Annotated in this window: 10 protein-coding genes; 5 read left to right on the forward strand and 5 right to left on the reverse strand. The window is 59.6% G+C overall.

Features of this window, described 5'->3' with window-relative positions; translation table 11 throughout:
• Positions 1-80: 80 nt before the first annotated feature.
• The 3 genes from dbpA (at position 81) to yccS (ending at position 5229) form a co-directional block, all read left to right on the forward strand.
• Positions 81-1460 carry an ATP-dependent RNA helicase DbpA gene (dbpA, locus tag LT42_RS18115; RefSeq protein WP_037015940.1) on the forward strand — a complete coding sequence of 460 codons (1380 nt, stop codon included), beginning with the start codon at positions 81-83 and terminating at the stop codon, positions 1458-1460.
• 65 nt (positions 1461-1525) lie between these two features.
• On the forward strand, positions 1526-2704 hold the full coding sequence (locus tag LT42_RS18120) for a BaiN/RdsA family NAD(P)/FAD-dependent oxidoreductase (protein ID WP_037015942.1): 1179 nt from the start codon (positions 1526-1528) through the stop codon (positions 2702-2704).
• A 317-nt stretch (positions 2705-3021) separates the two neighbouring features.
• A complete protein-coding gene (gene yccS / locus LT42_RS18125) occupies positions 3022-5229 on the forward strand; it encodes a YccS family putative transporter (protein ID WP_037015944.1) in 2208 nt (735 codons plus the stop codon).
• On the opposite strand, the gene LT42_RS18130 is transcribed toward yccS, so the two are convergent.
• Positions 5210-5947 carry a substrate-binding periplasmic protein gene (locus tag LT42_RS18130; RefSeq protein ID WP_037015949.1) on the reverse strand — a complete coding sequence of 246 codons (738 nt, stop codon included), beginning with the start codon at positions 5945-5947 and terminating at the stop codon, positions 5210-5212. The genes yccS and LT42_RS18130 overlap by 20 nt on opposite strands.
• 205 nt (positions 5948-6152) lie before the next feature.
• Between LT42_RS18130 and LT42_RS18135 the strand changes: the two genes are divergently transcribed.
• Complete coding sequence (locus LT42_RS18135; RefSeq protein WP_037017519.1) at positions 6153-6611, forward strand: GNAT family N-acetyltransferase; 459 nt, start codon at positions 6153-6155, stop codon at positions 6609-6611.
• Between the two features lie 122 nt (positions 6612-6733).
• Here LT42_RS18135 and LT42_RS18140 read toward each other — a convergent pair whose 3' ends face one another.
• Genes LT42_RS18140 through LT42_RS18150 form a run of 3 tightly spaced genes read right to left on the reverse strand, consistent with a single transcriptional unit; the run spans position 6734 to position 9761 of the window.
• Complete coding sequence (locus tag LT42_RS18140) at positions 6734-7030, reverse strand: winged helix-turn-helix domain-containing protein (RefSeq protein WP_037015953.1); 297 nt, start codon at positions 7028-7030, stop codon at positions 6734-6736.
• A gap of 31 nt (positions 7031-7061) precedes the next feature.
• A complete protein-coding gene (locus LT42_RS18145) occupies positions 7062-7580 on the reverse strand; it encodes a YgjP-like metallopeptidase domain-containing protein (protein ID WP_037015955.1) in 519 nt (172 codons plus the stop codon).
• Between the two features lie 39 nt (positions 7581-7619).
• Positions 7620-9761, reverse strand: coding sequence for a putative bifunctional diguanylate cyclase/phosphodiesterase (locus LT42_RS18150; RefSeq protein ID WP_037015957.1), 2142 nt, complete (start codon positions 9759-9761; stop codon positions 7620-7622).
• Positions 9762-10078: 317 nt separating this feature from the next.
• On the opposite strand from LT42_RS18150, the gene LT42_RS18155 reads away from it, so the two are divergent.
• On the forward strand, positions 10079-10750 hold the full coding sequence (locus LT42_RS18155; RefSeq protein ID WP_037015959.1) for a polysaccharide lyase family 7 protein: 672 nt from the start codon (positions 10079-10081) through the stop codon (positions 10748-10750).
• 56 nt (positions 10751-10806) lie between these two features.
• Here the strand turns inward: LT42_RS18155 and putP are convergent, their stop codons facing one another.
• Positions 10807-12291, reverse strand: a complete 1485-nt coding sequence (gene putP, locus LT42_RS18160; RefSeq protein WP_037015962.1) for a sodium/proline symporter PutP — start codon at positions 12289-12291, stop codon at positions 10807-10809.
• Positions 12292-12527 lie beyond the last annotated feature (236 nt).

Below are 12527 nucleotides of genomic sequence, written 5' to 3' on the forward strand. Positions count from 1 at the left end.
CACCATTTATCGCGCGCAGCCCCAAGGCAGGGGCTGCGACCTGATACACTGCGCGACATTTTGTTTTGCAGGCCCGTCCCGTGACTAACACCGCTTTTAACTCACTGTCCCTTTCCGCTGCCATGCTGGCTAACCTGGAGTCCCTTGGTTATGCCGAGATGACGCCGATTCAGGCGCAGAGCCTGCCGGTGATTATCAAGGGGATGGACCTGATCGCGCAGGCCAAGACGGGCTCGGGCAAAACCGCTGCATTCGGCATCGGCCTGCTCAATCCGGTCAACCCGCGCTACTTCGGCTGCCAGGCATTGGTGCTCTGCCCGACCCGTGAGCTGGCCGATCAGGTGGCCAAGGAAATCCGTCGCCTGGCGCGCTCCGAAGACAACATCAAAGTGCTGACCCTCTGCGGCGGCGTGTCATTCGGCCCGCAGATCGCCTCGCTTGAGCACGGCGCGCACATCATCGTTGGCACGCCAGGACGCATTCAGCAGCATCTGCGCAAGGGCTCGCTGGTACTGGACGGCTTGAACACGCTGGTGCTGGACGAAGCCGATCGCATGCTCGACATGGGCTTCTACGACGCCATTGCCGACATCATCGAGCAAACCCCCACGCGTCGGCAGACCCTGTTGTTCTCGGCCACTTACCCGGTCGGCATCAAGCAGTTGGCCTCCAAGTTCATGCGCGATCCGCAAACCGTCAAAGTCGAAGCACTGCACGCCGACAGCCAGATCGAGCAGATCTTCTACGAAATCGCCCCTGAGCAACGCCTCGAAGCAGTGGTCAAGGTGCTGGATCATTTCCGTCCGCAGTCCTGCGTGGCGTTCTGTTTCACCAAGCAACAGGTTCAGGAAGTGGTCGATCACCTGACCGCCAAGGGTATGTCCGCTGTCGGTCTGCATGGCGATCTGGAACAGCGCGATCGCGATCAGGTGCTGGCGATGTTCGCCAACCGCAGCACTTCCGTGCTGGTGGCCACCGACGTCGCCGCGCGCGGTCTGGACATCGATGCGCTGGACATGGTCATCAACGTTGAGCTGGCGCGCGATTCGGAGATCCATATCCACCGTGTCGGCCGTACCGGTCGTGCGGGTGAGACGGGCATCGCCGTCAGCCTCGTGGCGCCCGGTGAAAGCCAGCGTGCCCGCGCGGTTGAAGAGTTGCAGAAAGCGCCGCTCAACTGGCAGCAGTACGACCAACTGGAACGCAAGGAAGGCGGCAAGTTGCTGCCACCGATGACCACGCTGTGCATTGGCTCGGGCCGCAAGGACAAACTGCGCCCTGGCGATATTCTCGGCGCCCTGACCGGCGAAGCAGGCATTCCCGGCACGCAGGTTGGCAAGATCGCGATCTTCGACTTCCAGGCGTACGTCGCTGTTGAGCGCAGCATGGCCAAGCAGGCCCTGGAGCGTTTGAACAACGGCAAGATCAAGGGCAAATCGCTGCGCGTCCGGATTTTGTAAGGTCCGCAGCCCTCTTTGCAGGTTTACCACCACCCCCTGGATTATTTACACCCGAGGACACCGCTTTGCCCGTTACTGACGTTGTGATCATTGGCGCCGGCGCCGCAGGTTTAATGTGTGCTTTCACCGCAGCCCGGTGCGGCCGCAAGGTCATGCTGATTGATCACGCCAACAAGCCGGGCAAGAAGATCCTCATGTCGGGTGGGGGACGCTGCAACTTCACCAACATGTACACCGAGCCCGCCAATTTTCTTTCGCAGAACCCGCATTTCTGCAAATCGGCGCTGGCCCGTTACACCCAGTGGGATTTCATCGAACTGGTCGGCAAACACGGCGTGCCTTACCACGAGAAGAAACTCGGGCAGCTGTTCTGCGACAACAAATCCAGCGACATCCTCGATCTGCTGCTGGGCGAGTGCGACGCCGCAGGCGTGAGTCTGCACATGGACACCTCGGTGCAGAGCATCGAGAAAGCCGAAAGCGGGTACTTGCTGAAAACAACGCTTGGTGAGCTCCGATGCGAGTCGCTGGTGGTTGCCACTGGCGGCCTGTCGATCCCGACGCTGGGCGCCACCGGATTCGGCTATCAGGTGGGCAAGCAGTTCGGCCACACGCTTCTGCCCACACGAGCGGGGCTGGTGCCGTTCACCATCACCGATCAGTTGAAAGAGCTGTGTACCGAATTGACCGGCACGTCGGTTGATTGCCTGGTGAGCTGCAACGACGTCAGCTTTCGCGAGAACATCCTGTTCACCCATCGCGGGCTAAGCGGGCCGGCCATTTTGCAGATCTCCTCCTTCTGGCATCCCGGCGACACGGTCGAAATCAACCTGATGCCCGACCACGACGCCCACAGCTGGTTGACCGAACAACAGGCCGAACGCCCGAACAGCGAATTGAAGACGCTGCTCGGCGAGATTTTTACCAAGAAAATGGCCACCCTGATTGCCGAGCAATGGTTTGTGTCCAAGCCGATGAAGCAATACACCCACGCCGAACTGGCCGACATCGCGGCCAAACTGGCGAGCTGGCAAGTCGTGCCCGCTGGCACCGAAGGGTACCGGACGGCCGAGGTGACGTTAGGTGGCATCGACACCCGCGAAGTGTCATCCAAGACCATGGAGTCCCTGAAATCGCCCGGGCTTTATTTCATCGGAGAAGTGCTGGATGTCAGCGGCCATCTGGGAGGCTTCAACTTCCAGTGGGCATGGGCATCAGCGTTTGCGGCAGCGCAGTACGCCTGAGCAGATCATGCGGGCGAGCTCACACCGGCTTAACCGCACACAATTCCTGTAGGAGCAATCGGAGGTTACGACGGTCGCGAAGAGGCCGGGACAGGCAATACATGTTCAGTGCCCTAGCCTGCGCGTTCGCGACCGTCGACCTCCGAACGCTCCTACAGCGCGGTGTCGCAAATCAAAGAGGTGCCATTGGAGTCAAGGCGTCTCTTGAGGTTTCGGTATCCGCTCCGGAATAAATCTTGCTACCCGGATGTACAGCGGGCATCCGGCGCTGTACATATCCTTCAGCACATCAATCGCGAACAAGGCCGTCAGCGTTCATGGCATCGACATCGTTGCGCAACACATTCCGCCGCCTTTGGGCGCTGGACAAGTTTTCCTACAGCGTGCGGGTTTTCATCGCGCTGACCGGCAGCATGGCGCTGTGTTGGTACCAGAACGAAATGTCTCAGCTGATCCCGCTGTTCCTCGGGATCATCGCCAGCGCCCTTTCAGAAACCGACGACAGCTGGCAAGGCCGCCTCAATGCGCTGGCCGTGACGCTGGTGTGCTTCAGCATTGCTGCGTTGTCGGTGGAGCTGCTGTTTCCCTACCCCGTGGTGTTCATCTGCGCGTTTGCCTTCGCCGCGTTCTGCCTGACGATGCTCGGCGCGCTGGGCGAGCGTTACGGCGCGATTGCCTATGCGACGCTCATTCTGTCGGTCTACACCATGATCGGCGTCGATCAGCGCGGCGGCGAAGTCACCGACTTCTGGCACGAGCCCATGCTGCTCGTCGCAGGCGCAGCCTGGTACGGGTTGCTCTCAGTGCTGTGGCAAATGCTGTTTTCCAATCAGCCGGTGCAGCAGGCGCTGGCCCGGCTGTTTCGCGAGCTCGGTCTGTACCTCAAACTCAAATCCGATCTGTTCGAGCCCATTCGTACCCTGGACGTCGAAGCCAAGCGGCTGCAGCTTGCCAAACAGAACGGCAAGGTTGTCGGCGCGCTCAACGTGACCAAGGAAATCATCCTAAACCGCGTGGGCAGCGGGCGGCCCGGCTCAAAGGTCAGCCGCTACTTGAAGCTGTACTTCCTTGCCCAGGACATCCATGAGCGGGCCAGCTCGTCGCACTATCCTTACAACTCCCTCGCCGAGGCATTCTTTCACAGCGATGTGCTGTTCCGCTGTCAGCGTCTGTTGCGCCAGCAGGGCCGTGCCTGCCGCGACCTGTCCGCTTCCATCCAGCTGCGCCAGCCGTTTATATACGATGACAGCTTCGCCCATGCCCTGGACGATCTGCGTGCCTCCCTCGAGCACCTGCGCATCCAGAGCAATCCGGCGTGGCGCGGGCTGCTGCGTTCCCTGCGTGCGCTGGCCAACAACCTCGGCACACTCGACCGCCTGCTCAGCGATGCAAGCAATCCCGACGCGCTGGCCGACGCCACTGACAGCAGCCTGCTGGATCGCTCGCCGCGCAATCTCAAGGATGTCTGGACGCGCCTGCGCCTGCAGCTGACGCCCACCTCGCTGTTGTTCCGCCATGCCCTGCGCCTGCCATTGGCGCTGGTCATCGGTTACATCATGGTTCACCTGATTCACCCGTCGCAGGGTTACTGGATCATCCTGACCACGGTATTTGTCTGCCAGCCGAGCTATGGCGCGACGCGACGTAAACTCGGCCAGCGGATCATAGGCACAGCGATTGGTCTGACGGCCGGCTGGATACTTTTCGACCTGATTAGCACCCCGGTACTGCAATCGATGTGCGCGGTACTCGCCGGCGTGGTGTTCTTCGTCAACCGCACGACGCGCTACACGCTGTCGACGGCAGCGATCACGGTGATGATCCTGTTCTGCTTCAATCAGGTAGGCGACGGTTACGGCGTATTCCTGCCGCGCTTGCTGGACACCTTGCTGGGCAGTCTGATCGCAGGGCTGGCGGTGTTCCTGTTCCTGCCCGACTGGCAGGGTCGCCGGCTCAACAAGGTGCTGGCCAACACGCTGTCGTGCAACAGCATTTACCTGCGCCAGATCATGCAGCAATACGCCAATGGCAAGAGCGACGATCTGGCGTATCGGCTGGCCCGCCGCAATGCCCACAACGCTGATGCCGCGCTGTCCACCACGCTCGCCAATATGCTCATGGAGCCCGGGCATTTCCGAAAGGAAGCCGATGTGGGCTTCCGCTTTCTGGTGCTTTCACACACGTTGCTCAGCTACCTCTCCGGGCTTGGTGCGCATCGGGATACGCCACTGCCTGCTGAGGTGCGCGAGCAACTGATTGAGGGCGCTGGCGCTAGCCTGGCCGCGAGCATTGATGAAATCGCGCAGAGCCTCATGCTGCGCGAGCCAGTAGCGGTGCAGAGCGATGCCGAGGAAGCCCTGGCCACTAGCCTGGAGCAGATGCCTGAAGAAATCGACGAAGGCCAACGGTTGGTGCAAACCCAACTGGCGCTGATCTGCCGACAATTGGGCCCGTTGCGTACGCTGGCAGCGCACCTGATCAAAGCACCGGACAGTGAGCCGCAAATCACAGGCCGTGCAGCTTGATCATCTTGTCGTAGGTGCCATCGGCCTTCATCTCGGCGATGGCCTTGTCAAAGTCCATAACGATTTGCTGATGGGCCGCCAGCTTGACGCTGACCAGCATGTGCAGGCTGTTCTCGATCAGCGACCTGGGCAGGAATTCAACGTTATCCCGGACCTCGGCAGGCTCGTGAAGCAGCGCGAAGCGCGCCGCGTACTCATCTTCCACGGTTAATTCGACCCTCCCCGCAGCGAGCATCCTGACGGCGGTCGAGAAGTTTGCAACCGGTACCTTTTTCAGCTCGACATCCGCGTCAAACTCCGGTGAATAGGCATAGCCGCGCACGACCGCAATGGAATGCCGGTGCAGCTGTGACAGGGTCTGGTAAACGATGGTGGAGTCTTTGCGCCTCAGAAAGCGCAGGTGATTGATCAGATAGGGCGCGGAGAACACGCCAATCCGCGTTCGGTCCTCGCTGTACCAGGCATTGATCACAATGTCGTATCGCCCCTCGCTCAGGCCGTGGATCGCTCGTGCCCACGGGACCTGCTCATACTCGGTGTCATAACCTGCGCGACCCAGCGCAGTGCGAATCAGGTCAGTGGAGAGCCCGTCGTGCAGCAGCGAGACATCGGCATAAGGCGCCCACGCATCGCCAGCCAGACGTAGCGTTTGCGCGACTGCGCCTTGGGCTATCAGCAGCATTCCCAGCAGCACTGCGGCGCACAGCAAACGCGACATGCTCAGCTTCCTTATGGCAACTGGCCTTCAGTGAAGACGCCTTTTGCCGTTTTCACAACTCATAAAAGCAGGATGTTTTGTGCCGGCGTTCAACTAAATGACGTACGGATCAACGCAACACATCTGGCGCTGCGCGCGGTGAACTTGGGCTGGCGACGTTATGCGTTTAGTATCCGGCATCCACTTCTTCTCGCAGGCCGGCGTCATGTCTATCAACTGGATTTGCAAACACCATACCGAGCTTGGAAAAGAGCAGCTGTACGCCATTTTGCAGCTCAGGGCGCAGGTGTTCGTGGTGGAGCAGAAGTGCTGGTACCTGGACGTCGACGGCCAGGATTTACTGGGCGATACCTGCCATCTCATGGCGTGGCAGGGTGATCAACTGGTCGCTTATCTGCGGTTGCTGGACCCCATTCAGCAGAACGGCGACGTGACCATTGGCCGAGTCGTGACTGCCCCGTCAATGCGCAACAAGGGCATGGGGCACGAGCTGATGGTGCAGGCGCTGGAACATGCCGAGCGTCAATGGCCGGACCAGCCGATATTTCTTTCGGCCCAGGCGCACTTGCAGGGTTACTACAGCCGCTATGGCTTCAATCCGGTAGGCGAGATTTATGTCGAAGACGGCATACCGCACATCAGCATGCGCCGCGATCTAGATTGAGCCGGGGAGTCAGATGGCATAACTGGCTTCAGCCGAGCTCTTAACCCGTGGGACCGCTTTAGCCGAGCTCGCAACCCGTGGGACCGGCTTTAGCCGGGAAGCTTCTGAATCACCTTGCGTCGTCAGGGATACCCCAGCACAGTCTTGATGGACTTTAGATTGCGCTCGATCCACGCTGGCTCGATCGCACCCCAGTCACGAATCCGGTAGCCGCCTGCATGGTTGCGGCCGCCGTCCTGTTGCTCGAACTCACAGACAATGTCCAGATCTGCCAGCGCAGCGATGGTGTCCTGCGCCGTGCGACGTGGCATGCCGGTGATCTCAGTGAGCGCCGGAACACTGCTGGCCGTTTGACTGTCGATCAGATAAGCCACGTACAGACGGCGGTAAAAACTGCTTTTGGTCTTGCTGACGTCCATCGAGACTTCCTTGAATGTGGTGATGCGCCGCTCAGCGCAAGGCGGTCTGCATGTCACGCCAGGTCAGGTAGATACGCAGGTCGAATTCCAACTGGTGGTAGCCCGGCTGCATGTGCTCGCACAGTTGATAAAAAGCCTTGTTGTGCTCTGCCTCTTTGAAATGTGCGAGTTCGTGAACCACGATCATTTTCAGAAATTGCGGTGCAGCTTCCTTGAACAACGCCGCCACGCGGATTTCCTTCTTCGCCTTGAGCTTGCCGCCCTGCACCCGCGACACCGTGGTGTGCAGTCCCAACGCTCGATGGGTCAGGTCCAGACGGTTGTCGAACAAGACTTTATCGATGTTCGGCGCATTGCGCAGATACGTCTGCTTGAGCGCCAGCGCATAGGCGTAAAGCGCCTTGTCGCTCTGCACCTCATGGCGCTCCGGGTAGCGCTGCTGCAGGTAATCGGCAAGGCGATTCTGCGCAATCAGCTGGCGCACCTGATCCTGCAAGCCTTCGGGATAGGCCTGCAGGTATTTGAGCTCAATGGGAAGCGTGACGGTCATGATCGGATCGGGTCGTGGAAAAGGCAGGAGTCTACCGCGTCAGTCCTGCCCCAGCAGCTGTAATGCGACTGGCAATTCCACGGGCTGCACGAAACGCTCGGCTTCGAGCGGCGGCATCGGATGGGCAATCAGAAATCCCTGAATAATCTGACAGCCGTTGTCGACGAGCCATTCGTACTGCTCGACGGTTTCAACCCCTTCGGCGATCACGTCGATGTCCAGCATGCGGCAGAGATCGATAATGCTGCGTGCAACGGCAAGATCCCTGGGCGACCCGAGCATGCCGCCAATGAAGTGTCGGTCGAGTTTGAGGGTGTCCAGATCGAGGTTGCGCAGGTGAGCAAGCGAACTGTCGCCGGCGCCAAAGTCATCCAGCGATACGCGCACGCCGATGTTGTGCAGGTTCTGCAATTGCTGGCGGCTGTGGACCAGATTGTGAACCAGCGATGGCTCGGTGATCTCCACTTCCAGCTGCCGCGGTTGCAGACCATGCAGCTGCATCGCTCGCTGTAATTCGGCCGCAAGGTTGGGCAGGCTGAATTGCGCAGGGCTTACGCTCACACTCATGACCAGATCGTCGGGAAACACATCGCCCCAGCGTTTGCGCTGCGCCGCACCCTGCTCGAAAATCCAGCTGCCCAGTTTGTTGATCAGGCGCGTCTCTTCCAGCAGCGGGATGAACACGCCAGACGGCACGTCGCCCGCGTCTGGATGATGCCAGCGCAGCAGGGCCTCGAAGCCTCGGGTTTTTCCGGTGACCACATTGACTTGCGGCTGGTAGACCATCGAAAAGTCTTTACCGTCGATCGCGGTACGAACGCTTTCTTCAAGCATCAGGCGCGACCGCGCGCGGCCGTTCATGTACTGGTCAAAGAATCGGTATTGCTGGCGTCCCGCCCGCTTGGCTTCGTACATCGCAATGTCGGCCGCGCGCAACAAACCGTCCAGATTGGTGCCGCAGTCGGGGTACACGGCAATGCCAATGCTTGCCCCCAGCGTCGCTTCTACACCGTCAACCATGCGCCGCGTAGACACCCGCTCGATGAGTTTTTCGGCGACTTTGGCGGCGTGTTCGGGGAAGTCCAGACCGTCGATAACCACCACAAACTCGTCGCCCCCCATGCGCGCAAGCACGTCGTAAGGGCGCAGGCAGTCTTTCAGCTGCGCGCCCACCCATTGCAGCACTTGATCGCCGGCGTCGTGGCCGAGGGAATCATTCACTTCCTTGAAGCCGTCGAGGTCCAGGTACAGCACCACCAGATACTTGCCCGCATGTTCGTTGCGCAGCAGCATCCCTTCGACGGTCTGATAGAAGCCGCGCCGGTTCAGCAGGCCGGTCAGGGAGTCCGTCACGGCCTGGTGCTCGAGCTGACGATAAAGGTCACGCACCACCGACATGTCGAGCACGCTCAGCACCATGGCGCGCTGCTCGGCGGGCAGTGGCGCGCAGGACAGCGCGACCGGCACCTGGCGCCCCTCCGGCGTGCGCATCACAGCGTCGTGTACGCGGTAAGTGTCGGCACGGCGGTAGTGGTGGTAGAACCCGGAATCGGTCCATTCGCCCACGCTGGGTTCTTGAAGGTAAGTACGCAGCTCGGTGCCGCGCAACTCACCGTCAGTCATACCCAGCAGGCGGCAGATTGCCGGGTTGGCGAAGCTGATGATGCCGTCCTCCGTCACCACAAGGATGCCTTCAGCGACGTTCGCCAGTACCGATGCGTTGAACGCCCGCGCCGACTCCAGTTCGCGACTCAGCTTTTGCAGCGCACGCCTGTTGTGCTGCTGCTCCAGAAGCGCCTGGACCTTGGGCCTGAGAATATTGGGATCGAACGGCTTGAACAGGTAATCGACTGCGCCACTGGCGTAGCCCCTGTGCACTGAGTCGCGGGATTGTTCGTTGGCGGTGAGAAAGATGATCGGCGTCAGTCGTGTTCGCTGGCTGCCGCGCATGAGGCGGGCCACTTCAAAGCCGTCCATGTCCGGCATCTGGACATCGAGCAGTACCAGATCAACATCCCGGTCCAGCAAAATGCTCAGCGCTTCCATGCCTCCGCTGGCGGTGATGATTTCCCTGTCCTGACGCTGAAGTACAGCGCACATGGTCACCAGATTTTCCGGGTAATCGTCGACGACCAACAATACTGATTTGCCACTTGATGGCGGGGACTGCACGCATTCCATGCTGCTACTCATCATTCACTTTACTGCCCGGGGAGTGTCCCCGCCGATGTTCTGGTAGGCCATTACTCTAGCTTCGATTGAGAAAAAAAGAAGGAAGCGAGTACGCCCTTGCCGAGAAAGTGCCGTTCAGCCGACTAACGGTCAGGCCTCTCGAACTCAGGTCAGACCTACGCTGCAGCCCAATTAGCGGCACTTTGACGTCAACCATCCGACAGATTCGCATTAACAAACGCAGCGGCGAATCGTATAAACAGCGCCCCTTTCACCCTTTTGCGCCAGCCTTTTTGCTGGCAATGAGACATACCGGACGACTAGACATGATTGATTTGGGAACCTGGAATCTGAGCATTCCCGTGGGCTCGCCCCCCGCCACTGTCGAAACGCAACAACTGCTTAACGGGTACGACGGCAAATACTTCAAGTCAGGCGCATCGAATATTACGTTCTGGGCGCCGGTCACCGGAACGAAGACCGCCAACGCGAAATATCCACGTACCGAACTGCGTGAAACCTGGTCCAACGGCACGCTGCATAACTGGTACTACCAGGACGCCGATAACTTCCTCAACGCCAAGCTCAAGGTGCTGCAAGTGCCGTCGTCCGGCAAAGTGGTCATCGGTCAGATCCACGTTTATGACAGCACCCAGCCGCTGTTGAAGGTTGAGTACCAATACAAGGAAGCGACGCACATGGGCAACATCGTTGCCAAGGTCCGCTACCACCCCAACGACAAGAAGCCCCGGGTGATCACCGTTGCTGAAAACGTGGCCCTGAACGAAACCTTCAACTACGTCATCCACCTGAACAAAGCCGGACTGCTCAGCGTGACGGCTCACGGGATGGCCTGGAACGACCGCATCAGCGCCACCTGGAGCAAGCAGCAGCTGTATTTCAAGGCTGGGGTCTACACCCAGGACAACACCGGGTATACCAGCGAGGGCGGCAAGACGATGTTCTTCAACCTGGACGCCGACCACAACAAGAGCTGATGTGGGCTGGAGCGCCCGAGCATTCGCGTTGCTCGGGCGCTTGTACAAAGCAGCGATTACGCCGCCCTGTATTCCTTTTCTGCTGCTTCAAAGCGCGTCAACATGCCCGGCGTCGGCCCTCTGCCGACAGCGCTGAATACCACAATGGCAATGCTCGCAAAGATGAAGCCCGGGATAATTTCGTACAGACCCAGCAGCTCAAAGTGCTTCCACACCACTACCGTGATCGCGCCCACTAGAATCCCTGCCAGCGCGCCGTTGCGAGTCATGCCTTTCCAGATCACCGAGATCAGCACCACCGGACCGAACGCTGCGCCAAAGCCGGCCCACGCGTAGCTGACCAGCCCAAGCACGCGGTTCTCCGGATTGGCGGCCAGGGCGATAGCAATCAGTGCCACCAGCAGAACCATCGCTCGCCCCACCCACACCAACTCGGTTTGCGATGCGCTCTTGCGCAGGAACGCCTTGTAGAAGTCTTCGGTCAACGCGCTGGAGCAGACCAGCAATTGACAGCTCAGGGTGCTCATGACCGCCGCAAGAATGGCCGACAGCAGCACACCGGCGACCCATGGGTTGAACAGGATTTTGGCCAGCTCGATGAAGACACGCTCATGGTTTTCGGTGACAGGACCCGCGACTTCCGGGTGCGCCGAAAAATACGCGATCCCGAAGAAGCCCACGGCAACAGTGCCCCCCAGGCAAAGGATCATCCAGGTCATGGAAATGCGACGGGCCTTGGCAATCGACTTGACCGAATCAGCCGCCATGAAGCGTGCCAGGATATGCGGTTGGCCAAAGTAGCCCAGGCCCCAGCCCATCAGCGAGATGACGCCAATGAAGGTGGTGTTCTTGAGCATGTCGAAGTTGCTCGGATCCTGAGCTTCAATCGCCATGAATGTCGTGTCGACTCCGCCTGTTGCCAACAGCACGATGATCGGCGTCAGGATCAGCGCAAAAATCATCAGCGTCGCTTGCACGGTATCGGTCCAGCTGACCGCCAGAAACCCACCAATGAAGGTGTAGGCAATGGTCGCCGCCGCGCCTGCCCACAAAGCCGTCTCGTAGGACATGCCAAATGTGCTTTCGAAGAGCCGTGCGCCGGCGACAATGCCGGAAGCGCAATAGATCGTGAAGAACACCAGAATGACGATAGCGGAGATCACCCGCAGCAAGCCGCTGTGGTCTTCGAAGCGACTGGAAAAGTAGTCCGGGAGGGTCAGCGCATCGCCGTTGTGCTCGGTCTGCACTCGCAGGCGCCCGGCAACGAATAGCCAGTTGAGGTAGGCGCCGATGATGAGGCCGATGGCGATCCAGCTTTCCGACAGCCCCGACATGTAGATGGCACCCGGCAGGCCCATGAGCAACCAGCCGCTCATGTCTGAAGCACCCGCAGAGAGCGCCGTGACCACGCTGCCAAGGCTGCGACCGCCGAGGATGTAGTCCGAGAGATTATTGGTGGAACGATAGGCCATGAGCCCGATCAGGACCATTGCGGCGATGTAGATCACGAAGGTGATCAGGGTTGGATTGCTGACACTCATGGGTAATATCCCGGTGTTGTTTTTATGAGCGCGAGCAATGCGAAACTCCCCTGAGGCATCAGGTTCGCGCAAAGCCGCTCGCGTGTGTCGCGGGCAGACGAAGTACGCCTTTGCACCCCGCTTGAATGCACCAAAGCGGCGCATCCTAGAGGACATTCCAGAACAGGTGCAACCCGAAAACCGGTAATACCTGGCTTTTTTACAAATAAGTTTGAAAGGCCACCACGCCCGGTATT

The sequence above is a fragment of the Pseudomonas lutea genome (assembly GCF_000759445.1).
In the GTDB taxonomy this organism is placed as follows: Bacteria; Pseudomonadota; Gammaproteobacteria; order Pseudomonadales; family Pseudomonadaceae; genus Aquipseudomonas; species Aquipseudomonas lutea.

Bases quoted from the DNA above. Each gene is read 5' to 3' on its own strand.
- LT42_RS18150 (WP_037015957.1), bottom strand. From the start codon at position 9,761: ATGGAATGCGTGCAGTCCCCGCCATCAAGTGGCAAATCAGTATTGTTG.
- LT42_RS18155 (WP_037015959.1), top strand. From the start codon at position 10,079: ATGATTGATTTGGGAACCTGGAATCTGAGCATTCCCGTGGGCTCGCCC.
- yccS (WP_037015944.1), top strand. From the start codon at position 3,022: ATGGCATCGACATCGTTGCGCAACACATTCCGCCGCCTTTGGGCGCTG.
- LT42_RS18135 (WP_037017519.1), top strand. From the start codon at position 6,153: ATGTCTATCAACTGGATTTGCAAACACCATACCGAGCTTGGAAAAGAG.
- LT42_RS18140 (WP_037015953.1), bottom strand. From the start codon at position 7,030: ATGGACGTCAGCAAGACCAAAAGCAGTTTTTACCGCCGTCTGTACGTG.
- putP (WP_037015962.1), bottom strand. From the start codon at position 12,291: ATGAGTGTCAGCAATCCAACCCTGATCACCTTCGTGATCTACATCGCC.
- LT42_RS18145 (WP_037015955.1), bottom strand. From the start codon at position 7,580: ATGACCGTCACGCTTCCCATTGAGCTCAAATACCTGCAGGCCTATCCC.
- LT42_RS18130 (WP_037015949.1), bottom strand. From the start codon at position 5,947: ATGTCGCGTTTGCTGTGCGCCGCAGTGCTGCTGGGAATGCTGCTGATA.